Origin of the sequence: Ensifer sp. ZNC0028 (genome assembly GCF_000799055.1) — a bacterium.
Classification (GTDB): domain Bacteria; phylum Pseudomonadota; class Alphaproteobacteria; order Rhizobiales; family Rhizobiaceae; genus Ensifer.
The window spans coordinates 18,657-43,005 of record NZ_JTLA01000065.1; the positions used below are offsets into that span (position 1 = coordinate 18,657).

The 24,349-nt window shown below is 64.0% G+C and carries 22 protein-coding genes; 18 read left to right on the forward strand and 4 right to left on the reverse strand.

Annotated elements, in window-relative coordinates; genetic code table 11:
* Positions 1-5: 5 nt before the first annotated feature.
* Positions 6-1,940: a DUF5054 domain-containing protein gene (locus L981_RS15005; RefSeq protein ID WP_043617517.1), complete on the forward strand. Its 1,935-nt coding sequence runs from the start codon at positions 6-8 to the stop codon at positions 1,938-1,940.
* On the opposite strand, the gene L981_RS15010 is transcribed toward L981_RS15005, so the two are convergent.
* Positions 1,927-3,237 carry an adenylate/guanylate cyclase domain-containing protein gene (locus L981_RS15010; RefSeq protein ID WP_043617571.1) on the reverse strand — a complete coding sequence of 437 codons (1,311 nt, stop codon included), beginning with the start codon at positions 3,235-3,237 and terminating at the stop codon, positions 1,927-1,929. The genes L981_RS15005 and L981_RS15010 overlap by 14 nt on opposite strands.
* A 325-nt stretch (positions 3,238-3,562) precedes the next feature.
* On the opposite strand from L981_RS15010, the gene urtA reads away from it, so the two are divergent.
* The 6 genes from urtA to L981_RS15040 all read left to right on the forward strand — a co-directional run bounded on the left by urtA (position 3,563) and on the right by L981_RS15040 (position 10,065).
* Complete coding sequence (gene urtA, locus L981_RS15015; RefSeq protein ID WP_043617520.1) at positions 3,563-4,855, forward strand: urea ABC transporter substrate-binding protein; 1,293 nt, start codon at positions 3,563-3,565, stop codon at positions 4,853-4,855.
* 172 nt (positions 4,856-5,027) lie between these two features.
* Positions 5,028-6,644, forward strand: coding sequence for an urea ABC transporter permease subunit UrtB (gene urtB, locus L981_RS15020; RefSeq protein ID WP_043617523.1), 1,617 nt, complete (start codon positions 5,028-5,030; stop codon positions 6,642-6,644).
* Positions 6,641-7,801 (forward strand): urea ABC transporter permease subunit UrtC, encoded by a 1,161-nt coding sequence (gene urtC, locus L981_RS15025; RefSeq protein ID WP_043617526.1) that lies wholly within the window; start codon positions 6,641-6,643, stop codon positions 7,799-7,801. The genes urtB and urtC overlap by 4 nt, the downstream gene beginning before the upstream one ends.
* 4 nt (positions 7,802-7,805) lie before the next feature.
* A complete protein-coding gene (gene urtD, locus L981_RS15030) occupies positions 7,806-8,570 on the forward strand; it encodes an urea ABC transporter ATP-binding protein UrtD (RefSeq protein WP_043617529.1) in 765 nt (254 codons plus the stop codon).
* A gap of 35 nt (positions 8,571-8,605) precedes the next feature.
* A complete protein-coding gene (urtE, locus tag L981_RS15035; RefSeq protein WP_043617532.1) occupies positions 8,606-9,301 on the forward strand; it encodes an urea ABC transporter ATP-binding subunit UrtE in 696 nt (231 codons plus the stop codon).
* 305 nt (positions 9,302-9,606) lie between these two features.
* Complete coding sequence (locus L981_RS15040) at positions 9,607-10,065, forward strand: Rrf2 family transcriptional regulator (protein WP_029742909.1); 459 nt, start codon at positions 9,607-9,609, stop codon at positions 10,063-10,065.
* Between the two features lie 47 nt (positions 10,066-10,112).
* On the opposite strand, the gene L981_RS15045 is transcribed toward L981_RS15040, so the two are convergent.
* On the reverse strand, positions 10,113-10,826 hold the full coding sequence (locus tag L981_RS15045) for an SDR family NAD(P)-dependent oxidoreductase (RefSeq protein WP_043617535.1): 714 nt from the start codon (positions 10,824-10,826) through the stop codon (positions 10,113-10,115).
* Between the two features lie 51 nt (positions 10,827-10,877).
* Between L981_RS15045 and L981_RS15050 the strand changes: the two genes are divergently transcribed.
* The 3 genes from L981_RS15050 to L981_RS15060 all read left to right on the forward strand — a co-directional run bounded on the left by L981_RS15050 (position 10,878) and on the right by L981_RS15060 (position 13,505).
* On the forward strand, positions 10,878-11,504 hold the full coding sequence (locus tag L981_RS15050; protein ID WP_052201807.1) for a Crp/Fnr family transcriptional regulator: 627 nt from the start codon (positions 10,878-10,880) through the stop codon (positions 11,502-11,504).
* A 56-nt stretch (positions 11,505-11,560) separates the two neighbouring features.
* Complete coding sequence (locus L981_RS15055; RefSeq protein ID WP_043617578.1) at positions 11,561-12,136, forward strand: class I SAM-dependent methyltransferase; 576 nt, start codon at positions 11,561-11,563, stop codon at positions 12,134-12,136.
* Positions 12,137-12,278: 142 nt separating this feature from the next.
* Positions 12,279-13,505: an acyl-CoA dehydrogenase family protein gene (locus L981_RS15060; RefSeq protein WP_052201808.1), complete on the forward strand. Its 1,227-nt coding sequence runs from the start codon at positions 12,279-12,281 to the stop codon at positions 13,503-13,505.
* 77 nt (positions 13,506-13,582) lie between these two features.
* Here L981_RS15060 and L981_RS15065 read toward each other — a convergent pair whose 3' ends face one another.
* Entirely contained in the window at positions 13,583-14,980 is a 1,398-nt protein-coding gene (locus tag L981_RS15065; protein WP_043617538.1) for an LLM class flavin-dependent oxidoreductase, read from the reverse strand.
* 78 nt (positions 14,981-15,058) lie between these two features.
* Entirely contained in the window at positions 15,059-16,276 is a 1,218-nt protein-coding gene (locus L981_RS15070) for an SfnB family sulfur acquisition oxidoreductase (protein ID WP_043617540.1), read from the reverse strand.
* A gap of 395 nt (positions 16,277-16,671) precedes the next feature.
* On the opposite strand from L981_RS15070, the gene L981_RS15075 reads away from it, so the two are divergent.
* The 8 genes from L981_RS15075 (at position 16,672) to L981_RS15110 (ending at position 24,341) form a co-directional block, all read left to right on the forward strand.
* Positions 16,672-17,058: a hypothetical protein gene (locus L981_RS15075; RefSeq protein ID WP_043617543.1), complete on the forward strand. Its 387-nt coding sequence runs from the start codon at positions 16,672-16,674 to the stop codon at positions 17,056-17,058.
* A 159-nt stretch (positions 17,059-17,217) separates the two neighbouring features.
* Entirely contained in the window at positions 17,218-18,120 is a 903-nt protein-coding gene (locus L981_RS15080; RefSeq protein WP_043617584.1) for a LysR family transcriptional regulator, read from the forward strand.
* A gap of 97 nt (positions 18,121-18,217) precedes the next feature.
* On the forward strand, positions 18,218-18,706 hold the full coding sequence (locus tag L981_RS15085; protein ID WP_043617546.1) for a GAF domain-containing protein: 489 nt from the start codon (positions 18,218-18,220) through the stop codon (positions 18,704-18,706).
* Between the two features lie 57 nt (positions 18,707-18,763).
* Entirely contained in the window at positions 18,764-19,882 is a 1,119-nt protein-coding gene (locus L981_RS15090) for an FAD-dependent oxidoreductase (protein ID WP_052201809.1), read from the forward strand.
* Between the two features lie 215 nt (positions 19,883-20,097).
* Positions 20,098-21,042: an ABC transporter permease gene (locus L981_RS15095; RefSeq protein ID WP_043617548.1), complete on the forward strand. Its 945-nt coding sequence runs from the start codon at positions 20,098-20,100 to the stop codon at positions 21,040-21,042.
* Complete coding sequence (locus L981_RS15100) at positions 21,039-21,857, forward strand: ABC transporter permease (RefSeq protein ID WP_043617550.1); 819 nt, start codon at positions 21,039-21,041, stop codon at positions 21,855-21,857. The genes L981_RS15095 and L981_RS15100 overlap by 4 nt, the downstream gene beginning before the upstream one ends.
* A complete protein-coding gene (locus L981_RS15105; RefSeq protein WP_043617553.1) occupies positions 21,854-23,482 on the forward strand; it encodes an ABC transporter ATP-binding protein in 1,629 nt (542 codons plus the stop codon). Before L981_RS15100 ends, L981_RS15105 begins: the two co-directional genes overlap by 4 nt.
* Before the next feature lies 1 nt (position 23,483).
* Positions 23,484-24,341 carry a serine hydrolase gene (locus L981_RS15110; RefSeq protein WP_043617556.1) on the forward strand — a complete coding sequence of 286 codons (858 nt, stop codon included), beginning with the start codon at positions 23,484-23,486 and terminating at the stop codon, positions 24,339-24,341.
* Positions 24,342-24,349 lie beyond the last annotated feature (8 nt).

The following is a 24,349-nucleotide window of genomic DNA, read 5'->3' on the forward strand; positions in this document are numbered from 1 at the left end:
CGAACATGACCGAAAAACGCATTCACGTCGTCTTCAAGACCCATCTCGATATCGGCTTTACCGATCACGCCGAGAAGATCCGCAAGCAGTATCACGAGCGCTTCATTCCGCAGGCGATCGAGACGGGCGCGCATTTTTTCAACGAGAACCCGAACGAGCCGCTGTTCGTCTGGACGACGGGCGCCTGGCTGATCTGGGATCATCTGAATTCACGTTCGAAGGAGGAGGTCGCCCGGCTGGAGCAGGCGATCGAGCGCGGCCTGATCCGCTGGCATGCGCTGCCCTTCACCACCCACACGGAACTGATGTCGCCGGACCTTTTCAAGGCGGGGCTTTCCTACGCGCAGGAGCTCGACCATCGCTTTGGCCTGAAGACGATCGCCGCCAAGATGACCGATGTGCCCGGCCATACGCTCGGCATGGTGCCGCTCTTGGCAGAAGCCGGCGTGCGCTTCCTGCATATCGGCGTGAACTCGGCCTCGCCGCCGCCGGAGATCCCGGATATTTTCCGCTGGCGGGCGGCGGGCGGCGAGGAAATCGTCGTCATGTACCAGCGCTCCTATGGCGAGACGTATTTCCCCGAGGGTCTCTCCGATGGCCTGAGCTTCGCTCATACCAGCGACAATATCGGCCCGCAGAGCGTGTCGCAGGCGGCCGAAGCCTATCGCGAAATCCTCAGACACGAGCCCGGTGCCGCCGTGCGCGCAGCGACGCTCGAGGACTACGGCAAACTGATATGGGAGGCGCGCGAACGTTTCCCGGTCGTCGAGAAGGAACTCGGCGACAGCTGGATCCACGGCAGCGGCACCGATCCGGAAAAGATTGCCCGCTATCTGGCGCTGCAGCGGCTCTATGACCGCTTCGCCGAGGAGCGGTTGACGGCAAGCCGCCAGGCGTTCGGACGCAAGTTGGCGCTGGTCGCCGAGCATACCTGCGGCGTCGACATCAAATCCTTCCTGCGCGACGAGAAAGCCTGGGCACGCCCCGCCTTCGAGGCGGCACGGAAATCCGATCAGCGCTTCCACTATACCGAGGCCTCCTGGGCGGAGCAGCGGGCCTATCTTGAACAGGCGGTGGCGGAACTCGACGGAGAAGATGCCGCGCGTGCCGGAGCGGCGCTTGTCGAGCTTGCCGCGCCACCGTGTCCTGAACCCGCGAATTCTGCCACTCGGCTACACGTGGGCGGCTGGACCATCGACCTCGATCCGGCCACAGGCGATGTCGCCGCCTTGATCGCGCCCGACGGCCGGACGGTCCGTGGCGACAAGGGCTCGCTGATCGCCTATCGCTACGAAAGCTACGATGCCGGCGACGTGCGGCGGCATATGGATACTTACCTGACCCAATGGATGGACTGGGCGGTACTTGATCACGACAAGCCCGGGCTTGCCAATGTCGCGGAGGCCCGGTCTCAGAGCTATGCGCCCAGGCTTCGGGGTACGACGGCGACATCGATCGTCGCGGAAATGCCCATCGAGGCTGTGGAGCAATTGGGTGCGCCGGCCGAAATCGCCATCGACTTTTCCGCAGGCAAGGACGGCCTAGACATCCGGCTGACGCTTTACGGCAAGAACGCCAACCGCATGCCGGAAGCGAGCTTCCTGTCGTTCACGCCCGAGGGGCGTTCCGCGTGGGGGGTGCGTAAGATGGGGCATTGGCATGCGACCGACAATTTTGCCCGTGCGGGTGGTGCGCAGTTGCAGGCGGTCACGGCTGTTCGCGGGCAGACGGAAGGCGGTGTAGAACTCCTGGTCGAAAATCTCGACACGCCGCTGGTCGCGCCGCAGTCCTGGCCGTTCATGGCCTTCTGCAAGGACTTGCCCGACTATTCCTCAGGCGTCCGCTTCAACATCCACAACAACAAATGGGGCACCAACTTCCCCATGTGGTGGGACGGCGATTTCACCACGCGCTTCAAGCTCAGCTTCAGCGGTCGGTAATCGTCAGCGACTGCTGAACGGCGGAGGGCTCGTCTTCGTTCGGGTGAGCCGACCCTGTCTCCCGTTGGAGGCACCAGATGTCGACCGGAAGGCGACGACCCGGCAGCACGACCGCCTCGTGCGATATCCATGCGGCCTCCGGTGCGGGTCCTTGAAGCCGGCACATCAGCGAGGCGGAGACGACGAGCGGCACCTGCAGCGTCTTGGTCATGGATTCCAGGCGCTGGGCGACGTTGACCGCGTCGCCGATGACGGTGAATTCGCTGTGGCAGCCGCTGTCGAGAACGCCGCCTACGACGGTGCCGTAGTGCAGGCCGATGCCGGCATCAAGCGCCGGATGGTTGTTGCGCGCGTTGTGGTTCTTCCAGTCCGTGAGGATGTCGACGAGATCGAGCGCGCAGGCAAGCGCCCTGTCGGCATCGTCTTCCTTTGGTCTCGGCTGGCCGAAGACCGCCATGACGCCATCGCCGATGAACTTGTCGACCGTACCGCCGTGTTCGAAGATCGTCTGCGAGACGAGCTGGCGGTATTCGGCAAGCACGAAGGCGAGTTCAGGTGCCGGTGCCGCCTCGGCAAAGCTGGTGAAATCGCGCAGGTCCACGAACATGATTGCGGCGCTGCGCCGCTCCAGGCCGAGCACATCGCCTTTCTCCTGAAGCGCGGAAACAACCAGCGGCGAGAAGAAGCGCGAGAGATTTTGCCGCCGCTGGTCGGCCTTCAACGCTTCCTTGCGCGTCCGGTCGTGGTCGCGCGCAAGAAGATAGATGGCAAAGGCGGTGAAGCCGAAGCTCACGGTCAAACCAAGATCCTGGTTGAAGAACGCTCCGAGCAGCGAAAGCGGACCGGACGCATCGTGCCTTGCCGCAGTCATGGCCAGCATCGTTACCCAGGATAGAAGCACAATGGCGGAAAAGAGCAGGACCAGGCGTCGCTCGAGCTTGAGGCCGACATGGACGAGCAGGATAAAGGCGACGACGAGGCTGGTCGTCGTCAGATTGTGGTTCGCCGTCACCGGACCGGCCAGAATATGGGCATAGAGCAGCAGCGCGACCAACAGCGCATCGAGAACGACGAAGAGGGTTGTCAGCGAGGTGCGGCCGGGCAGATAACGCGCCGTCGCCACCGACGCCACGCTGATGGCGAGGTAGCTGACGACGACGACCGCGTGCATGCGTTCCGCACCCGCATTGCCGCCGAGCAGCAGGCTTGCCAACAGGATTGCGAAAGCAACGAAGCGCAGGGTGAGCGAACGTTTCTCCCGGGCAGAATCCCAATGCGGATGGAGTGAGGACGTCATGTCTTTCGGCATTCCCCTGCGTCAACGGCCGGCGATAGCCGCTCTGCTACCAGTCGATTCGCGTCGAATATGTGGCGAGGCCGCACGCCCGCTGACCTGCGGCCAGATCAGGTTCTAGGGCTTCCAACGATGGGAAGGTCAAGGCCGCTGCCATCGTTGCTATGCAACTGCCCGCGGCCAGGCTACCTCTCGCGTTCCTCTTTGCCCCCGGCGCCTACGTAGAATGACGTATGTGCAGTGCAGCGTGGCTGTCCGATGATCCCCTCAAGCAGCGGCTAGAAGCACCGAAAGGCCAGTTGCTCCAGAACGAGAGGGGTTCCATCAGATGACTATCAAGGCAAGCGTGACCGGCGCATTCCTGGCCGCCATCCTGTCGACAACGGTGTTCAGCGGCGCTTTCGCCGCGGACGACACGATCAAGGTCGGCATCCTGCATTCGCTCTCCGGCACCATGGCGATTTCGGAGACGACGCTGAAGGACGCCATGCTGATGCTGATCGACGAGCAGAACAAGAAGGGCGGCCTGCTCGGCAAGAAGCTCGAGGCCGTCGTCGTCGACCCGGCGTCCGACTGGCCGCTCTTTGCCGAAAAAGCGCGCGAACTGGTCTCGGTCGACAAGGTCTCGGCGGTTTTCGGTTGCTGGACGTCCGTGTCGCGCAAGTCGGTTCTGCCGGTGTTCGAGGAGTTGAATTCGATCCTCTTCTACCCCGTGCAGTACGAGGGTGAGGAAAGCCAGCGCAACGTCTTCTACACAGGGGCTGCCCCCAACCAGCAGGCGATCCCGGCGGTCGACTACCTGATGGAGAACGAAAGCGTCGAGCGTTGGGTGCTCGCAGGCACCGATTATGTCTATCCGCGCACGACCAACAAGATCCTCGAAGCCTATCTGATCGCCAAGGGCGTGAAGCCCGAGGACATCATGATCAACTACACGCCCTTCGGTCATTCCGACTGGCAGACGATCGTTTCTGACATCAAGAAGTTCGGATCGGCCGGCAAGAAGACCGCCGTCGTCTCGACCATCAACGGCGATGCCAACGTGCCGTTCTACAAGGAACTGGCGAACCAGGGCGTCAAGGCCGAGGCCATCCCGGTCGTTGCCTTCTCGGTCGGCGAAGAAGAGCTTGCCGGCCTCGATACCGGCCCGCTCGTCGGCCATCTCGCCGCCTGGAACTACTTCCAGTCGGTCGATACGCCGGCCAATGCCGAGTTCATCAAGACCTGGAAAGCCTACACCAAGAACGACAAGCGCGTGACCAACGACCCGATGGAAGCGCATTACATCGGCTTCAACATGTGGCTGAAGGCGGTCGAGAAGGCCGGCACGACCGATACGGACAAGGTTCTGGACGCGATGATCGGCGTCTCCGTGCCCAATCTTTCGGGCGGCTACTCGACGATGATGCCGAACCATCACATCACCAAGCCGGTGCTCATCGGCGAGATCCAGGCCGACGGCCAGTTCGAGACCGTCTGGGAAACGCCCGGCCTCGTCGTCGGCGACGAATGGTCCGACTATCTGCCCGACTCGAAGGACCTGATCTCCGATTGGCGCGCGCCGATGTCCTGCGGCAACTTCAACGTTGCCACCGGCAAGTGCGGCGGCAAGGGCTCCTGATTTCATCACCTAGTCATAGACCGGGCGGCTTGCCGCCCGGACAGTGATTGCATGACGAAAACTTGAGACAGGCATGCCCTTCGTTCGGCGGCGCGCACGAGCGAAGGGAGCCTGCCTGGGGCTATGACGGGTTTGTGCATGCGCCGCATGACCGAACCCGGACGAGGGGGCCATGTACCGAATTCTGCAGATCCTGTTTGTTGCGCTGTGCCTGGTGATATCGGCCCATGTGGTCGGTGCCCGCGCAGCCGAAGACCTCGGCCCGCTGATCGGTCAGCTGGGCAGCGCGAAACTTTCCGACATGGACGACCACATAGCGGCGCTGGCCAAGACCGGCGACGCGAAGGTCATTCCGGTGCTTGAGGCCCTGGGCGAGGGCGAGCTTTACCAGCGCAAGTCCGACGGCAAGGTCTTCCTCGTCAAGGCGCAGGGCGTAGACCTGTTGCTCGTCGATCCCGTGACCGCCGCCGAGGCCGGAACTGCACCGAAGGCGACGATGCAGAAGGTGAAGGTCAACAACGCCGTGCGTCGTGCCGTTCGCAGCGCGCTCGGAGGCCTTACGCTCTTCAGCGACGACACCGGCGCGCGGATGAAGGCGGCACAATCCATGTTGCAGGCGCCGAATGCCGATGCGCTCGAGTCAATCGAAACGGCGATCGCGGCCGAAAAGGACGGGGCTGTGCGCCAGGTTCTCGACGAGGCCCGCGCGGTGACACTGCTCGTCTCGGATCGCCCCGACGATCAGAAGCGCCAGGCGATCGCGCTGCTTGCCGAAGGCAATGGGCGCAACGGTCTAGCCGTCCTGACCTCTGCTCTGGCCACTGCCGATGTTTCCCTCAAACCCGATATCGAGGCGGCGATCGCCCGGATCGAGCAGACCCAGGCCTTCTGGAGCGCCGGCCAGAACGTCTGGTACGGGCTGTCGCTCGGCTCCGTCCTTTTGCTGGCGGCAATCGGCCTTGCCATCACCTTCGGCGTCATGGGGATCATCAATATGGCCCATGGTGAGATGGTCATGCTCGGGGCCTACACGACCTTCCTGGTGCAGGAGGTCATACGCAACGCCTATCCCGGCCTCTTTGACTGGTCGCTGGCGATCGCGCTGCCGCTTGCCTTTCTCGTGACCGGCGCGGTGGGCCTTGCAATCGAGCGCGGCGTCATCCGCTTTCTCTATGGCCGCCCGCTCGAGACGCTGCTTGCCACCTGGGGTATCTCGCTGATCCTGCAGCAGTCGGTGCGCTCGATCTTCGGCCCGACCAATCGCGAGGTCGGCAATCCCTCCTGGATGTCCGGCGCGTTTGATCTCGGCGGGCTGACGATCACCTGGAACCGCCTCTGGATCATCGTCTTCGCGCTGGCGGTCTTCGCGGCCCTCCTGTTCCTGCTGAAGAAGACGCCGATGGGGCTTCGGATGCGGGCCGTGACCCAGAACCGGCGCATGGCGTCCTCCATGGGTATTCGCACGCCGCTCGTCGATGCCCTGACCTTCGCGCTCGGCTCCGGCATTGCCGGCATGGCTGGCGTCGCGCTCTCGCAGATCGACAACGTCTCGCCCAATCTCGGACAGGGCTACATCATCGACAGCTTCATGGTTGTCGTCTTCGGTGGTGTCGGCAATCTCTGGGGCACGCTCGTCGGCGCCTTCTCGCTCGGCATCCTCAACAAGTTCCTTGAGCCCTATGCCGGCGCCGTGCTCGGCAAGATCCTCGTCCTGGTGCTGATCATCCTCTTCATCCAGAAGAAACCGCGCGGCCTCTTCGCGCTCAAGGGAAGGGCGGTGGAAGCATGATCACCTCGTTTCTGATGAAATCAGCAGATCGCAGCATCCTCACAGTCGTGGCGATCCTTGTCGGCCTCGCCATGCTTGTCCCGGCGCTCAATCTCTTGACCGCGCCCGACCATCCACTGCACGTGCCGACCTATCTGGTCTCGCTGTTCGGCAAGTATCTGACCTACGCGCTCCTGGCGCTGGCGCTCGATCTCGTCTGGGGTTTCTGCGGCATCCTTTCGCTCGGGCACGCAGCCTTCTTCGCGCTCGGCGGCTATGCCATGGGCATGTATCTGATGCGCCAGATCGGCGCGCGCGGCTCCTATGGCAATCCGCTGCTGCCGGATTTCATGGTGTTCCTCAACTGGAAGGAACTGCCCTGGTTCTGGCACGGCTTCGACATGTTCTGGTTCGCCGCCCTCATGGTCGTGCTGGTGCCCGGGCTGCTCGCCTTCGTCTTCGGCTGGTTCGCCTTCCGCTCGCGCGTCAACGGCGTCTATCTCTCGATCATCACCCAGGCGATGACCTATGCGCTGCTGCTCGCCTTCTTCCGCAACGACATGGGCTTCGGCGGCAACAATGGCCTGACCGACTTCAAGGACATCCTCGGCTTCAACATCCAGGCCAACGGCACCCGCGCCGTCTTGTTCGCGGCCTCGGCGCTGATGCTGGCGCTCTGCCTGATCCTGACGTCGGCGATCGTGCGCTCCAAATACGGCAAGGTGCTCGTGGCCGTGCGCGACGCGGAAAGCCGGACGCGCTTCCTCGGCTACCGGGTCGAACACATCAAGCTTTTCGCCTTCACCGTCTCGGCGATGATGGCGGGTATTGCCGGCGCGCTCTACGTGCCGCAGGTCGGTATCATCAATCCCGGCGAGTTCGAGCCCGGCAATTCGATCGAAGTGGTGATCTGGACGGCGGTCGGCGGCCGCGGCACGCTGATCGGCCCGATCGTCGGCGCCATCCTCGTCAATGGCGGCAAGAGCATCTTCACGGCAGCGTTCCCGGAATTCTGGCTCTTTGCGCTCGGCGGCCTCTTCGTGCTCGTCACCCTGTTCCTGCCGAAGGGCGTCGTCGGAACAACCGGCGCCTACTTCGCTCGCCGGCGTGCAGAGCGTAGGCGGCGGGCGGCTGAAGCGCCGGACAATCTGGCCGTTGAACCCATGGCGGCGGAGTAACGACATGAACCAGACAATCGGGCAGACCAAGCCGACCAGCCTTCTCTATCTCGACGGCGTCTCCGTCTCCTTCGACGGCTTCAAGGCGTTGAATGCGCTCTCTTTCGTTATCGAGCCCGGCGAACTCCGGGCGATCATCGGCCCGAATGGCGCCGGCAAGACGACGATGATGGATATCATCACCGGCAAGACCCGGCCCGACGAAGGGCAGGTCTTCTTCAAGGGCGAGATCGACCTGACGAAGAAGGACGAAGCGGAGATCGCCTCGCTCGGCATCGGCCGCAAGTTCCAGAAGCCGACGGTGTTTGAAAGCCACACGGTGTGGGACAACCTCGAACTCGCGCTCAACCGCAAGCGCGGCGTGTTTTCGACGCTGTTCTATCGCGTGACGGCCGAGGACAAGGCGCGGATCGAGGAGATCCTTTCCATCATCCGCCTCTCTTCGCGTCGGGGCGATCTCGCCGCCAACCTGTCGCACGGCCAGAAGCAATGGCTGGAGATCGGCATGCTGCTTGCGCAGGAGCCGGAGCTGTTGCTGGTCGACGAACCGGTCGCCGGCATGACGGACGCCGAGACCGCGGAAACGGCCGTCCTGTTGAAGGAGATCGCCAGGACCCGGTCCGTCGTCGTGGTCGAACACGACATGGGCTTCATCCGTGAACTCGGGGTCAAGGTCACTTGCCTTGCCGAAGGGGCGGTGCTGGCGGAAGGCTCGATCGATTTCGTCAGCAGCGATCCGAAAGTGATCGAGAACTATCTTGGCCGGTGATGGCCCACACCGAAAATCTTCAAGGAGGGCGCGCCATGCTCAGCGTCGAAAACGTCAATCTACATTACGGCGCCGCGCAGGCGCTGCGAAACGTGTCGATCACGGCCGAGATGGGCAAGATCACCTGCGTGCTCGGGCGCAACGGCGTCGGCAAGTCGAGCCTGCTTCGGGCGATCACCGGCCAGCATCCGGTCAGCGCCGGCGCGATCGGCTTCAACGGCGCAGCACTCGCCGGCATGGCGCCCTATCGGCGGGCAAAAGAAGGCATCGGTTACGTCCCCCAGGGGCGTGAGATCTTTCCGCTGCTGACGGTCAAGGAAAACCTGGAAACCGGCTACGCACCACTGAAGCGCGGCGACCGCTCGATACCCGAGGACGTCTTCAACCTGTTCCCTGTGCTGCGCTCGATGCTCGGCCGTCGCGGCGGTGACCTCTCCGGCGGCCAGCAGCAGCAACTGGCAATCGGCCGGGCGCTGGTGACGCGGCCGAAGATCCTGGTGCTCGACGAGCCGACGGAGGGCATCCAGCCCTCGATCATCAAGGATATCGGCCGGGCGATCCGCTACCTCAGGGATTCGACCGGCATGGCGATCCTGCTCGTCGAGCAATATCTCGATTTCTGCCGCGAGCTCGCCGACCACGTCTACATCCTGGACCGCGGCGCTGTGGTTCACGAGGGCGCACCCGAAACGCTGGACACGCCAGAGGCGCGCCGGCATCTGACGGTCTGATCGCATCCTGAACAGCGGCGCCTGCGGCGCTCCGACGCTGGATTTCGTGGCGCTTGAGGCAAGCGACTGCAGGTTTTTGCGGCAAAACCGCCTGCTCAAGGGAGTGAAATTCTCCCTTGCCATAAAAGCGCCTTCTAAAATCACTAAATCTATGCAGTAACTGACGTATTTTATTGAGAATGGTGCAGTTTGGGTGTAGGACATCCTAAGCGAAAGAGTGCGGCCGTCACAACCCGTTTCCCCCCGGTGAATGCCGCGGAACGCGGACTTGTGGCGGCTTTCCTTGTTCAGGAAAGTGAAGTGACATGTTGACCAAAAAAGGAAAATACGGGCTCAAGGCCCTTGTCGACCTGGCTCAACTGGAGCCCGGAGAGACCGCCTTCATCACCGAGATCGCCACGCGGAACAACATTCCGAAGAAGTTCCTGGATGCGATCCTGCTCGAATTGCGCAATGCCGGCATCCTGCGCTCGAAGAAAGGCCCGGGCGGCGGCTATTCGCTCTCACGGCCGGCCTCCGACATTCGCATCGGCCAGGTCATCCGCACGCTCGACGGCCCCCTGGCGCCGATCCGCTGCGCCAGCCGCACCGCATTCGAGGCCTGCGACGACTGTGCCGATCCGGTCAACTGTCATGTGCGCAAGTCGATGAGCAACGTTCGCGATGCGATCGCCTCGATCCTCGACAACATGACGCTGGAGCAGTTCGCCGCCAACGACAACGCCTCCGAGATCGTCGCCTTGAGGGACGCCGAAGCCGGCTGACCTCGTCGGCTGTACCTGCGATCGCGCGCGACCGAACAATCGCGGCGTCAGAGCTTCCTGATGATCGCGGCGGCCACAGGTGGCGCTATCATTTCGAGCAGGCGCAGCAGCCGTGCCTTGCCGACATGGATGCGGGTGGCGCCCGGTTCGAGCGCGCGCAGGATTTCCTTTGCCGCATAGGCCGCGCTGATCTTTCCCTTCCCCCGTCCCGAGGTCATCGGGGTATCGACAAGCGGCAGCACCACATCGACCACCCTGACCGCGTCTGCCTGGTGCTGGGCGGAGAGCGCGTCCGAAAACATGCGCAGCCCCGCCTTGGTCACGCTGTAAACCGCAGACGTCGTCTTTGGATGGCAGGCGAGCGCTGAGCCGACATTGACGATAAGGAAGGGGCGTCCGGGCGTCTTCGGCAGAAGCAGCCGCGACAGCAACATCGGCGCAAGCAGATTGGTATCGACCTCGTCGGCGATGTGCTCGACGTCGTAGTAGGGGTCATCGAAACGGACATTGTGCTGGATAGCCGCGTTGTTGATGAGGCCGTCGATCGGATCGCCCGCCAGCGCGCTGCCGCAGGCGATGGTCGCGGCCCGATCGCGGAGATCCATCACCCGCGTTTCGATCCTCCGGTTTCGCAGGGCCAAGTCCTCCAGCCGCTCCCGGTCGCGGCCAAGCGCGACGACATCGTGCCCTCTCGCAGCCAGTTGCAGTGCGATCTCCCGGCCGATTCCCGAGCTTGCCCCGGTGACGACGTAGCGTGCCATGTGATCTATTTCCCGTTGTTGCGCTGTCGAATCTGCAACGGGGGGACGGGGATGGCATTAACCGAGGTTAAGCGCGGACAGGGCGCTGCGATTTCGCTGTTCGAGCGCATCGCCGGGCACCCGTTGGCGCAGGCGGAGCGGCTGGCCGAGGCGATCCAGGTGCGCAGCATCAGGGCCGGCGAAACCGTCTTCCATCAGGATGAGCCGCATCCCTATGTCTACGTGATCGAAAGCGGCCTGGTGAAGCTCACCTATCTGCGTGCCGATGGCGAGGAATGGATCAAGTCCTTCGCCATCGAAGGTCGGTTCTTTGCCAGCCTCTCGTCCCTGGTGCCCGCCGGGCGGGCGAGTTTCTCGGCGGTCGCGGTCGAAGGTGGGCGCCTCGAGAGAATTCCGTTCGTGACGCTGCAGGCACTGGCCGATGCCGATCTCGGCTGGTCACGGATGATCCGAAGCGCGCTGATGATGCTGGCTGAGCGCAAGGAGCGCCGCGAACGCCAGTTCCTGACGCTTGATCCCGCGGAACGTTATCGCGCGCTGCTCGTCGAGGAACCGGAGGTGGTCGCGCGCGTGCCGCAGAAGGATCTCGCCGGCTATCTCGGCATCACGCCCGTTGGCCTCAGTCGCATCGCCAAGCGTGTCCGGACGGAGGCGGCGGCGAAGCTTAACCCGGGTTAATGCGCGGCATCCGACAAGGCGCGATACCAGCCGCCGTTGCAAAACGGAGGCTCATCTTGACCAAACAGAAAACGGCATCGGATTTCCTGCTCTTCCTCAGATCCTGGGCGACAAGACCGCTTGAGGTTGCGGCGATCGCGCCTTCGAGCAGGCGGCTGGCGGTCGCCATGACCACCGAGATCGGCCCGCTCTGCGGCAATGTGCTCGAACTTGGGCCCGGGACCGGAGCCTTCACGCGGGCACTGCTGCGCAATGGCGTCTATGAGGACAATCTCATCCTTGTGGAGCGCAATCCGGCTTTCGCCAGGCTGTTGCGGGAGCGGTTCCCGAGTGCGACCCTGATCGAGGGCGACGCCCAGAACCTGGCGCTGCCTTCGGTGAAGTCGGTCGGCGCGGCGATCAGCGGCCTGCCGCTTCTGTCCATGCCGGCGCAGACCGTGCGGGCGATCCTTTCGTCGGTCTTCCATCACCTTGCCGAGGACGGCAGCCTGTTCCAGTTCACCTATGGACCGCGATGCCCGATCTCTCCCCGCGTTCTGGACGAGCTTGGCCTCAAGGCTTCGTTCCGGCGCTGGGTGCCGCTCAACCTGCCGCCTGCCAGCGTCTATCGCATTTCGCGGAGCTGCGCCTGAGGTAGGCGGTCTCGTTACCTTGGCGGGTGGGGCGCCGGCTGGGCGGGTAGGACTTTCTCGGCCTCCTGCCCAAGTCGAAATCCATTTGCTGTCATTGTCTATAGAATAAGTTCATTATCGCGCCTCAACCAAGGAGAGGCGGATGAGCAACGTACACTTCCTGAGAGAACCGGCGCCAGCGAGCGCCGAGCATGACGAAAGGCGACGGGAGCTTTTCGCCCGTGCCGAGGCGCTGTCACAGGATCTTGCCCGGCGCGGCGCCGAACTCGACCGGGTGGGCGCGCCGCCGCGTGAGGAGATCGAGGCACTCCGCCAGGCCGGTCTGTTGACGGCGCTGCATTCGCCGGAGATCGGCGGGGCCGGCTTGAACTGGATCGACGGCCTGCGGCTGGTGCGCATCGTCGCGCGCGGCGAAAGCTCGATCGGGCAATTGCTGGGCTACCACTACGTCAACAGCCAATACGTCTACTGGGCGGCCGCCGACCCCCGGCAGGCCTGGGTGCTGGGTGCCGAAACGGTGGAACGGCAGCTCTACTGGGGGGCCGCCGTCAACCCGCGCGACCCCGGGCTGACGCTGGAGCGGCGCGGCGCGCACTACGTCTTGAATGGCCGCAAGACGTTCTCGACCGGCGCCCATGTCTCCGACCGCATCAACGTCAATGCGGTGCTCGACGGCAAGATCGCCAACTTCGTCGTGCCCACCGACCGCCCCGGCTATATCGCCAACGACGACTGGGACAATATCGGCCAGCGCCTGTCGGACAGCGGCAGCGTCGAGTTCCGCGACTTTCCGGTCTATGGGCGAGATTTCATCCAGCCGCTTGCCGATCCGTCCGACCCGCCAGCGGTGCTGGCGACCTTCAACACGCCGCTGATCCAGCTGGTCTTCGTCAATTTCTATCTCGGCACGGCCGAGGGGGCGCTGGCAGCGGCGCTCGACTATGTCCGCAGCACGACGCGTCCCTGGGTGACATCAGGCGTCGAACGCGCTGGCGACGACCCCTATATCCTCGAGGCGATCGGCGGGCTCCAGGCGAGCCTTAAGGCGTCAGTTGCGCTCGCCGATGCGGCAGCGGGAGCGGTCGAAGCGGCCTTGTCCGAGGGCCAATCGGTGACGGCCGAGGCACGGGGCAGAGCGGCGATCGAGGCCTATGCGGCCAAGGTGCATTCGACCCACGTGGCGCTCGACGTGACCGCAAGGGTGTTCGAATTGATGGGCGCGCGGGCGACGGCCGGCCACTATCGCTTCGACCGCTACTGGCGCAACGTTCGCACCCACACGCTGCACGATCCGGTCGCCTATAAGGCGCGCGAGGTCGGCGACTTTGCGCTCAACGGGCGGATCCCGCCGGTCAGCCTCTACAGCTGAACCTGGCGCACAGGTAATTGTGCAAAAAAAACGCCGCCTGAACAGAAGTTCCGGCGGCGTTTCTGTGATGTCTTCGATTAAGCGGAGGCTGCGACGGCCTCCCTCTGACCGGCGAGGTCGCGATAGCCGGCGCCCGGATGCGGCGCCGCAAGCCTTGGACCGGCGCCGAAGAGCTTTTCTCGCAGCGTGCCTTCGCGGTAGCCGGTCTTGTAGACGCCGCGCCTTTGCAGTTCCGGCACCAGCAGGTCGACGGCGTCCTCGAAGGTCCCGGGCGTGACGGCATAGGCAAGGTTGAAGCCGTCGACATCGGTGTCCTCGACCCATTCCTGAAGCAGATCGGCGACCGTCGAGGGCGAGCCGACGAACACCGGGCCGAAGCCGCCGATGCCCACCCAGTCGGCCATTTCGCGCACGGTCCACACCCGGTCCGGATCGATGGTCGTAAAGGTCTCGACGGCCGATTGCACCGCGTTGGTGTAACGGTGGCGCAGCGGTTCGTCCGGGCCGAACTGGCCGAAATCGATGCCGGTCCAGCCCGAGATCAGCGCCAGCGCACCCTCGTAGGAGACGTGGCTGCGGTACTCGTCGAACTTCTTCTTCGCCTCCGCGTCGGTTTCGCCGAGGATCACCGTCTGCAGATTGAAGGCAAGGATTTCGCGTGGGTTGCGGCCGGCGCGCGCGGCTGCCTCGCGGACATTGGCGACATAGCGCTTCAATACGGTTTTGGATGGCGCGGCGACGAAGATGCACTCGGCATGCGCCCCGGCAAAATCCTTGCCGCGGCTCGAAGAACCGGCCTGGTAGAGCACGGGCGTGCGCTGCGGCGACGGTTCGCTGAGGTGAATGCCGGGAACGGTGAAGTGGCGGCCATTATGGTTGATCGGGTGCACTTTTTCCGGATGGGTGAAGATGCCGCTTGCCCGGTCGCGCACGACGGCTGCGTCCTCCCAGCTTCCCTCCCAGAGCTTGTAGCAGACCTCCAGATACTCTTCGGCGAGATCGTAACGGTCGTCGTGGCGCGCCTGCTGCGCCTGGCCGATGTTGAGTGCGCCGCTGTTGAGATAGGAGGTGACGATGTTCCAGCCGACGCGCCCCTTCGTCAGATGGTCGAGCGTCGAGATGCGGCGCGCGAAGGTATAGGGGTGCTCGAACGAGAGCGAGGCCGTCAGCCCGAAGCCGAGATGCTGGGTCTCATAGGCCATGGTCGGCACCAGTTGCAGCGGGTCGTTGACCGGCACCTGGGCCGAATGGCGAAGGGCCGCATCCGTATTGCCGTTCAGCACGTCATAGACGCCGAGCACGTCGGCGATGAACAGGCCGTCGAACTTGCCGCGCTCGAGCGTCTTTGCCAGATGCACCCAGTAATCGAGATCCTTGTAGCGCCAGGACTGGTCGCGCGGGTGGGTCCAGAGCCCCGGCGACTGGTGGCCGACGCAGTTCATGTCAAAGGCATTCAGCCGGATTTCGCGGCTCATGGGTCTCTCCTCGGGCAAGGTTGGGCGTTGCCCGAAGCGTCGGTCACGCCTCGGGCCGATCGCGCGCGGTCGATGGGCTCAGAGTGCGCCGTTCTTCGGCGGCTTGATGCCGTTCAGGTGGTAGTTGCCGACGACGTGATGCTTCCAGCGCACCGGGTCGTGCAGCGTATGGGTGCGGGCGTTTCGCCAGTGGCGGTCGAGGTTGAGGCCAATCTTCGTCGATGCGGTGCCGGCGAGTTCGAAGAGCGTGTTGCTCGCCTCCAGGGCGATTTCGGTCGTCAGGACCTTTGCCGCGGCAACGGCGAGCGTCGCTTCGACCACGCTTTCCTCGGTGCCGTTGATCTGGGCGACGTCGACCTTCTTGCCGGCACGCTCGACCGTTGCCGTTGCCGCCTCCAGGCGGATGGCCAACTGGCCGATGCGGGCGATCGTCAGCGGATCGTCGGTCGCCCGTTCGACGCCGCTGTCCATCCAGGGGCGGGCATGATTGCGCACGAAGTCCAGGGTCTCGGCAAAGGCCGCGCGGGCAATGCCGAGGTCGATGCCGGCGTGGATGATCTGGCCGACGGAACCGATCGTCGTCGGCCGCTCGAAGCCGCGGTGATGGCGCACCACCGCATCGGCCGCCACATAGACATTCTGCAGCACGGTCGTGCCGCTACCGGTCGTGCGCTGGCCGAAGCCGTCCCAGTCGTCGATGATCTGCAAGCCTTCGGCGCCACGGGGCACGAAAGCCATGGTCAGCTTGTCGTTCGGATCGAGGGCGAAGACGACGATCCATTCGGCAAAGAGCACGCCGGTGGAATAATATTTGCGCCCGTTCAGGCGGAAGCCGGGGCCGTCGGGCGAAAGCCGGGTCTCATAGTCGCCGACGGTTTTCGTGCCGCGCTCGGAAAGGGCGTTGCCGAAACGGTCGCCGGCAAGCGCCCGGCCGAAGAAAAAGGCCTTTTGCTCCTCGGTGCCGTCGGTGCGCAGCGCCTCGAGAATGTAGAAATGGTTCTGCGGAATCTGGCCGATCGAGGAGTCCGCTTCCGAAAGAATGGCGGTGACTTCGGCAAGAACGGCTTTGGAGACGTCTATGCCGTCATATTCCGGCGGCACGGTGATCGCCAGCAGGCCGGATTGGGCGAGCGCATCGAGCTCGTCGAAGGGCAGAATGCGATCGGTGTCCCGCTCGTTGGCGCTCCCCGCAAATTCCGCCGCTAGCGCACGCGCGATCGACAGCGCTTCCTCTTCGCTTTCGATCCGGTGCGCCGGGGCTCTTGTTTTCTCGGAAAGCCGCGAGATCGTTCCCATGTGACTGCTCCCTGTCGATTGAGGTGCATATCAGTGAATTATCTGGCCTGATCGGGTAAGATAGTATATTCTATAGAAATTATCGATTGGAGTATTTCGTTTCGGCCTTGATGGCGACTTGGTGTTTACCTTCGGGTCGGGATGGGTAAAATCGATTCGGGGGAAGGCCGGGGAAGAGGACCCTGGTGACGGTCGGCGGCGTGCATGCTCACCGATTTCCCGCCAAAATTGACTGCGGCTCAGGGAACTATCGCCCGATTTGTGCATTGCCTCATCGCCTGCAGTTTGACCCGTCGCGTGGCCCCAGAGTATCGGCCACCCGGCACGAACACAAATACATGCTGACAGAATTGGCCATTCGCGTTTCCCGGCCTTAACCACTGAAGGAGACACAAATGACGAATTTCCTGCCTGCTCTCCATGAAGGGCACGCCTCCATCACGCTGCAGAACCTGTTTCGTGATGCTCTGGAGGCCTATGATGACTGGGGCGCCAACATGCCCGAGCCCATCGTTGCGTTCGAAGGCAAGCGCATTCCCATCAGCGAGGTCTTCGACTGGATGAAACCTTGCACCGACATCATGCCGGCAAACCTCATCGGCATCGTGACGGACCGGCTAAACAAGCCGTGGAGCGGTGAGGGGCCGCTCGACGCCATGACCGTCTCGACGGCGGCGCGTGTCATGTCGGTGCTGACGCGGCGGCAGCTGCGCAGCTTCGGCCGCGGCTCGATCGAGATCTTCGCCGACCGCTTCAACCATCCGGTCCATGCCAGCGCGTGAGATCGGTGACCTCTGGGGGGGCGCGTACGCGCGCTCCTCGTTCCCGGCCGGTATCCGGCATGGATTTTCCCGCAGCTTGCCCACCCCTTCCTTGAAGCATCGCCTTCCCGTAAACACGGAGGGGAGAGCAAGCGGATGTTCGAGCGGACCGGGGGCGGCGTGAATTTTCGACAATTGGAAGTGCTGCGCACGCTGTTGGCGACCGGGTCGACGATCGCGGCCGCAAAGACCATGGGGCTCAGCCAGTCCGGCGTCAGCCGCCTGTTGCAGCAGCTCGAGGAAGAGCTGTCGCTGACGCTTTTTGCTCGCGACAAGGGTCGGTTGATTGCGACGCCTGAGGCGATGAAGCTCGCCGAGGACGCGGAGCATATCTTGCTCGGCATCGACCGTTTCACCAATCTGGCGCAGGACCTGCGCAGCGGCGCGGTCGGGCCTGAGGTCGTGCGCATCGGCCTGCCGAACAGCATGTCCGAGACCTTTGCCCCGGCGATGCTCGCCGACTATGCCAAGGATTTTCCCGGCGTGCGCGTCGAGACTTTCTTCGACACGACCGTCGCGATCGCCCGCCTCGTCGAGCAGCGCATCATCGATTTCGGCTTCCTGCGCTACGAGGGACAGCTGAGTGCGGGCCTCGAAATGCAGCCGGTCGCAACCGGCCTCAGCGTCTGCGTCATGGAAAAGGGGCATGCGCTTTCGCAGCACGAAACCGTGACGCCTAGGGAATTGCGGGGTGTGCCCTTGATCCTGATCGGCCGCCGCCGGCCGACGCGGGTCATGCTCGACGAGATTTTCCGCAAGGCCGGCGTGCCGCAGAAGGTCAAAATCGAGACCCACAGCAACAGCTCGGCCTGCGCATACGCGGCCTACGGCCTCGGGGTCGCGATCATCAGCAGCTTCTTTGCCAATCTGCACCGGCACCTACTGATCGAGATCCGCCCGTTTTCGCCGCACCTCACCCAGGACTTCGGCGTTGCCACCGCGGCCGGCGTTCCGCTGTCGCTCGCAGCGCAGGCAATGATCGACTGCCTGAAAAGGCAGGTCGCCGCTTCGCAGCAGCCGTGAGACAATGGTCTCTCTGCCGTTGGCAGAGCGCCATTGGCAATGGAACGGACGCGACACTACATTGCGGACCGATACGAATAGGGAAGTGGATGGAATCATGTTTCAGGCGGCCGCAATCGACACAGGCGACAAGCGTGCTTTCTACGCGGAGCTGGCCCAGCAGCTCGAATCGCTGCTTCACGGCGAGCCCAACCCGATCGCCAACGCGGCCAATACGTCGGCACTGATGTTCCAGGCCATGCCCAGCCTCAATTGGGCGGGGTTCTATTTCCTCGAAACCGACCAAGAGCTCGTGCTCGGGCCGTTCCAGGGAAAGCCTGCCTGTGTGCGCATCGCCGTCGGCCGCGGGGTCTGCGGCACGGCCGTCAAGGAAGGCCGCTCGATCCTCGTGGAAGACGTCCATGCCTTTCCCGGCCACATCGCCTGCGATGCGGCCTCGCGCTCGGAACTCGTCGTTCCGGTCAGGCGTGACGGCCGGGTGATCGGCGTCATCGATCTCGACAGTCCGGAGCCCGCGCGCTTCGACCGTGACGACCAGAACGGCATCGAAAAACTTGCCGCGATCTTCGCGGCGGCAATCGCATAGGGCCGCCGCGGTGGATGATCTGCCAAGGGTAGGCAAGCTCCGGTTTCGGGCCGCGCCATGACGGATGCTGCTCCGGCCGTGGACGTCGAAACGCATGCGCGCGTGGCCCGCAAGATCGATGTCGTCGTCATCGGTGCTGGGCAGGCGGGACTGTCTTCGGCCTATCATCTGAGCCGGCTCGGGCTGGAGCCTCACAGGCAATATGTCGTCATCGACCGGTCGCCGCAGCCGGGCGGTGCCTGGCAGTTTCGCTGGCCGTCGCTGACCTTGAACACGGTCAACGGAATTCATGATCTCCCCGGCATGAAATTTTCCGAAGCGGTCGATACCAGCAAAGGCGAGGTCCACGCGGCCGTCGCCGTGCCGCAATATTACGGCGCCTACGAGAAGGCGTTCGGTCTCCCGGTCCGCCGGCCGGTAGCCGTCAAGGTCGTGTGCGACCGCGGCGAGCGCTTCAGGGTCGAGACCGACGACGGCGCCTATGCCGCCCGCGGCATTATCAACGCGACCGGCACCTGGGAAGCCCCCTATATCCCGCCCTATCCAGGCGCGGAGCGCTTCAAGGGGCGCCAGTTGCACACGAAGGATTATCAGTCGGCGGGACAGTTCGCCGGGCAGCATGTGCTGGTCGTCGGCGGAGGCATCTCCGCCATCCAGCTGCTCGATGAAATATCGCAGGTGACAACGACCACCTGGGTAACGCGGGAGGAGCCGGCCTTCCGCAACGAGCCGTTTACGCCGGAGGTTGGACGCGCCGCCGTAGCGATGGTCGAGGATCGGGTCCGCCGGGGCCTGCCGCCGGGTTCCGTGGTCTCGGTGACGGGCATTCCGGTGACGCCGGCGATCATTGCCGCACGCGCACGCGGCGCGCTCGAGCGCCAGCCGATGTTTGCCGAAATGACTGAACAGGGCGTGCGCTGGCCGGATGGAGTTGAACTGGCCGTCGACGTCATTCTGTGGAGCACCGGCTTCAGAAGCGCGCTCGATCACCTGGCGCCGCTTCAATTGCGCAATACCGATGGCGGTATCCTGATGACCGGTCGGCTAGCGACACAGGTGGCAAAAGACCCTCGGATCCATCTCGTCGGCTACGGTCCGTCGGCTTCCACCATCGGTGCGAACCGGGCGGGAGGCGCTGCCGCTCGCGAACTCTCAGATTTTCTTCATCTGACCTGACGGAACCGCCGCGATCGCGAAGGCTTCGTCGCCGGCAAGCCAGCGGGCAACGCCCGTCCAGCGGCGCTGAAGTTGCATGCCCTTTTCATAGAGGTATGACGTTTACTCATAATATTGCGCGATTTTTTCCAATCGATCATAGTCCCTGTAACAAGAGAGCCGACGGGCGGGAGAATCGCGGTAACGCGGGCGGTCTGCCTCAGTACGGGGAACCCATGATCAAATTCATTCTCAATCGCCTCGTGATGGCGATACCGACGATCGTAATCGTCTCGGTGGCCGTCTTCACGCTTATCCGTCTCATTCCCGGTGACCCGGCAGCGCTGATGCTCGGCGACATGGCCGAGCCGCAGCAGATTGCCGCGTTGCGCACGGAGCTCGGTCTCGACCGCAGCATCCCGGAGCAATTCGTCATCTGGGCCGGCAATATCCTCTCCGGGGATTTCGGTACCTCGATCGTCACCGGCGAGCCGGTGCTGCATCTGGTGGTCAGCCGCTTCTTCGTTAGCGCCGAAATCGTCGTCATCGCCGTGTTCCTTGCAAGCCTGATCGCGGTTCCGGCCGGCGTCATCGCCGCCTGGCGACAGAACAGCCTGACCGACCTGGCGCTCGTCGGTTCGGCGACCGTGCTTCTGTCGATCCCGACCTTCTGGCTCGGCCTTCTCCTGCTGCTCGCCTTCGGCCTGAAGCTCGGCTGGCTGCCGGTGCTCGGCTACGTGCCGATCTCGGAGAACTGGAAGGCCGGGCTTCTCTATCTGGTGCTGCCGGTCATGACCCTCGTCATCCACGAGATGGGCGTGATCATCCGCATGGCCCGCGCCTCGACGCTCGAGGTGCTCAGGCTCGATTACATCACCCACGCCCGCGCCAAGGGGCTCTCGGAAAGTGCCGTTCTCTGGCGGCATGCCTTCAAGAACGCCTTCGGCCCGACCTGGACGATGATCGGGCTGATCCTCGGCAACCTGCTTGGCGGCATCGCCGTCATCGAGACCGTCTTCACCATTCCCGGCCTCGGGCGGCTGATGGTCGATGCGATCTTCCAGCGCGACTACCCGGTCATCCAGGGCTGCCTGCTGCTCGTCGCCTTCTCCTACGTCGTCGTCAACCTGGTGGTCGACCTTCTCTATCCTCTCTTCGATCCGCGGGTGGTGGCAGAATGAGAAAGCTCACGTTCAACGGCGTCATCGGCAGCGGCCTGATCGGTCTGCTCGTTCTCGTTGCCCTCATTGGCCTCCTCTGGACGCCCTATGATCCGATGGCGCTCGGTTTCACCGCGCGTCTTGCAGCCCCCGGTGCGGCGCACTGGCTCGGCACCGACGAGTTCGGCCGCGACGTTGCAAGCCGGCTGATGGTCGGCGCCCGCGCGAGTGTCTGGATCGGTTGCCTCACAGTCACCTTCGCCGTCGTCTGCGGCACCTTCATCGGCATCGTCAGCGGCTATGCCCGCGGCTGGGTCGATGGCGTGATCATGGCGGTCAACAATGCACTGCTTGCCTTCCCCGGCATCCTGCTCGCGCTTGGCCTGCTCGCCGTCTTCGGCGCCAACCAGTACGGCATCATCTTCGCGCTCGGCATCGCCTATACCCCGTCGATGGCGCGCGTCGTGCGCGGCGCGGTGCTGTCGCTGCGCGAACGTGAGTTCATCGAGGCGTCACGGGTGATGGGCAACGGCGAGATCTACACGATGCTGCGCCATATCCTGCCGAACTGCCTGGCGCCGATCACGGTGCTTGCGACCTCGATGTTCGGCTGGGCAATCCTGTCGGAAAGCGCGCTTTCCTTCCTCGGCCTTGGCGTTCCGCCACCGGCCCCCACCTGGGGCAACATGCTCGCCGCCGGCCGCCCGTTCATCGAACAGGCCGTCTGGCTCGGTTTCTTCCCCGGTCTCTGCATCGCTCTCACCCTGCTCGGCATCAACCTTCTGGGCGATGCGCTCCGCGACAAGCTCGACCCCCGCATGCGAGGCCTGAAATGACCGGCAAGACCCTCTTAAGCGTCGAAGGCCTTTCGTTGGCCGTCAGCCATACCGGCAACCAGGTGGTCAAGAACGTCAGCTTCGACGTCGCGCCCGGCGAAATCGTCGGCATCGTCGGTGAAAGCGGTTCCGGCAAGACGCTGGCGACCCGCGCGATCATCGGCCTCATTCCGCCCGCTGTCCGCCATATCGGCGGAACGATCCTCTACCGGGGCAAGGATGTGCTCGGGATGAAGGACCGCGAGTTGCGTGAGCTTCGCGGCGGCGAGGTCGGCGTTGTCTTCCAGGAGCCGATGACCTCGCTGAACCCGTCGATGACCATCGGCCGGCAGCTCGAGGAAGGGCTGATCCTGCACACCAAGATGTCGGTCGAGGAGCGCCGCACGGCCATCCTCTCGATGCTTGGTCGCGTCGGCATCCGTGAGCCCGAGCGGGCCTTGACCGCCTACCCGCATGAGTTCTCCGGCGGCATGCGCCAGCGCATCATGCTGGCCTCGGTCATGCTGTTGAAGCCGGCCTTGCTGATCGCCGACGAGCCGACCACGGCGCTCGATGCGGTCGTTCAGCGCGACGTCATGGAGTTGATGGTCGAGCTGACCCAGGCCCAGGGCACGGCGGTGCTGCTCATCAGCCACGACCTGCCGATGGTTGCCCGCTACACCAACCGTTTCGTCGTCATGGAAAAGGGCGTCGTCGTCGAGCAGGGGCTGACCGAGGAGATCCTGCAGGCGCCGCAGCATCCCTATACCCGCAAGCTGCTCTCTTCGCTGCCGTTCCGCGGCGCGGCGCGTGAACTCGACACGACGCGTACGCCGATGGTTTCGGCGCGCAACATCGTGGTCGAATATCCGGGCCGCAAGGGGCTGTTCCGCCGCCACGAGCCGAAGCGTGCGCTGCATGGCGTCAGCGTCGATATCCATGTCGGCGAGGTCGTAGCGCTTGTCGGCGGTTCCGGCTCCGGCAAGACGACTCTCGGCCGCACCATCGCCGGCCTCGTCCAGCAGGCCGAAGGCGAGATCCTGTTCCAGGGCCGCGAGCGCAGCGCCGACTGGCGCGACTATCGCCTGAACTGCCAGATGGTGTTCCAGGATCCCTATTCCTCGCTCGATCCGCGCATGACCATCCAGGCGCTGGTCGAGGAAGCGCTGCGGCTGGTGCCGGATCTCGACACGCCCGCAAAGCGTCGCCGGGCGCTGGAAACCTTGGAGGAGGTCGGGCTCAGCGCCGATTTCGCCAATCGCTATCCGCATGAACTTTCCGGCGGCCAGCGCCAGCGCGTGGCGATCGCCCGCGCGATCGCGCGAAGGCCGAAATTCCTGATCGCCGACGAGCCGGTGTCGGCGCTCGACGTCACGGTTCGCGCCCAGGTGCTGGAACTCTTCTCCAACCTGCAGAAGCGCTACGGCTTCTCGTGCCTGTTCATCAGCCACGATCTCGGCGTCGTCGAACAGGTGGCGGACCGCGTCATCGTCATGCAGGACGGGCGCATCATCGAGGAAGGCGACCGCGACCGCATCTTCGATGCGCCGAAGGAAGCCTATACCCGCAAGCTGCTGTCGGCGATCCCGGCGCTGGATCTCAACCAGACCGGCGGCGTCACCCTCAAATGGCGCCTGGAGGCCTGAGATGAGCACCGAAATCAAGACCGGCACGATCGCGGCCGAACTCCACGCGATCGCCGATGCCGAGCCCTTCGTCACCCGTTTCCTGGTGCGCAACCTTCGGACCGGCGAAACCATCGGCCGCGGCGAGCGTGAGGAAACACCGTCCGCCAGCACCCGCAAGACCTCGATCATGATGGCGGCGCTGAAGGCGGTATCCGAGGGGCGGCTTAACCTCGACGAGCGCATCACCTACGAAGCACGCCTCGCCCAGGAAGTGGCGAGCGGCATGTTCCGCTACCTGACGCCCGGCATCGTCATTTCGTTGCGCGATGCCATCGTCGGCATGATGGTGCTGAGCGACAATGTCTGCACCAAGATGGTGTTCGAGCGACTGACGCTCGAGGAGGTCGACGGCTACTGCAAGGGGCTCGGCATGGTGGGCACGCACCACCGCTTCCTCATCCCGCCGCTGGCGCTGAAACCCGATCATTCGCTGGCCGATGTCACGACGACGACGGCCGCCGACCAGGTGATGCTGCTGGAGCTGATCCTCGCCGCCGAGCACGATGCCGCGGCTGCGGCGAAGCTCGGCATTACGGTCGAGCTGGCCGCCTTTGCCGTGCAGACGCTGAAGAACCAGGTTCTTCGCTACGGCATCCGCGCGCGGCTGCCCTTCGACACGGTCGCCGCCTGCAAGGGCGGCCGTGGCAAACGCGGCCGCATGGATGCCGGCGTCGTCTATCGCGACGGCAAGCCGCTCTACGCCATTGCCGCCTTTACCGACGGTGTGCCCGCGCTGATGCCCGACGGCACGCCCGGCTACACCATCGCGCTCGAAACCATCGGCAAGCTGTCGCAGGCCTGCTGGCGCGCATTTTGAACCGACAA

Bases quoted from the DNA above. Each gene is read 5' to 3' on its own strand.
- L981_RS15100 (WP_043617550.1), top strand. From the start codon at position 21,039: ATGAGAAAGCTCACGTTCAACGGCGTCATCGGCAGCGGCCTGATCGGT.
- L981_RS15090 (WP_052201809.1), top strand. From the start codon at position 18,764: ATGACGGATGCTGCTCCGGCCGTGGACGTCGAAACGCATGCGCGCGTG.
- urtD (WP_043617529.1), top strand. From the start codon at position 7,806: ATGAACCAGACAATCGGGCAGACCAAGCCGACCAGCCTTCTCTATCTC.
- L981_RS15105 (WP_043617553.1), top strand. From the start codon at position 21,854: ATGACCGGCAAGACCCTCTTAAGCGTCGAAGGCCTTTCGTTGGCCGTC.
- L981_RS15070 (WP_043617540.1), bottom strand. From the start codon at position 16,276: ATGGGAACGATCTCGCGGCTTTCCGAGAAAACAAGAGCCCCGGCGCAC.
- L981_RS15050 (WP_052201807.1), top strand. From the start codon at position 10,878: ATGGCATTAACCGAGGTTAAGCGCGGACAGGGCGCTGCGATTTCGCTG.
- L981_RS15040 (WP_029742909.1), top strand. From the start codon at position 9,607: ATGTTGACCAAAAAAGGAAAATACGGGCTCAAGGCCCTTGTCGACCTG.
- L981_RS15075 (WP_043617543.1), top strand. From the start codon at position 16,672: ATGACGAATTTCCTGCCTGCTCTCCATGAAGGGCACGCCTCCATCACG.
- urtB (WP_043617523.1), top strand. From the start codon at position 5,028: ATGTACCGAATTCTGCAGATCCTGTTTGTTGCGCTGTGCCTGGTGATA.
- urtC (WP_043617526.1), top strand. From the start codon at position 6,641: ATGATCACCTCGTTTCTGATGAAATCAGCAGATCGCAGCATCCTCACA.
- L981_RS15065 (WP_043617538.1), bottom strand. From the start codon at position 14,980: ATGAGCCGCGAAATCCGGCTGAATGCCTTTGACATGAACTGCGTCGGC.
- L981_RS15110 (WP_043617556.1), top strand. From the start codon at position 23,484: ATGAGCACCGAAATCAAGACCGGCACGATCGCGGCCGAACTCCACGCG.
- L981_RS15060 (WP_052201808.1), top strand. From the start codon at position 12,279: ATGAGCAACGTACACTTCCTGAGAGAACCGGCGCCAGCGAGCGCCGAG.
- L981_RS15005 (WP_043617517.1), top strand. From the start codon at position 6: ATGACCGAAAAACGCATTCACGTCGTCTTCAAGACCCATCTCGATATC.
- urtE (WP_043617532.1), top strand. From the start codon at position 8,606: ATGCTCAGCGTCGAAAACGTCAATCTACATTACGGCGCCGCGCAGGCG.
- L981_RS15085 (WP_043617546.1), top strand. From the start codon at position 18,218: ATGTTTCAGGCGGCCGCAATCGACACAGGCGACAAGCGTGCTTTCTAC.
- L981_RS15010 (WP_043617571.1), bottom strand. From the start codon at position 3,237: ATGACGTCCTCACTCCATCCGCATTGGGATTCTGCCCGGGAGAAACGT.
- urtA (WP_043617520.1), top strand. From the start codon at position 3,563: ATGACTATCAAGGCAAGCGTGACCGGCGCATTCCTGGCCGCCATCCTG.
- L981_RS15095 (WP_043617548.1), top strand. From the start codon at position 20,098: ATGATCAAATTCATTCTCAATCGCCTCGTGATGGCGATACCGACGATC.
- L981_RS15045 (WP_043617535.1), bottom strand. From the start codon at position 10,826: ATGGCACGCTACGTCGTCACCGGGGCAAGCTCGGGAATCGGCCGGGAG.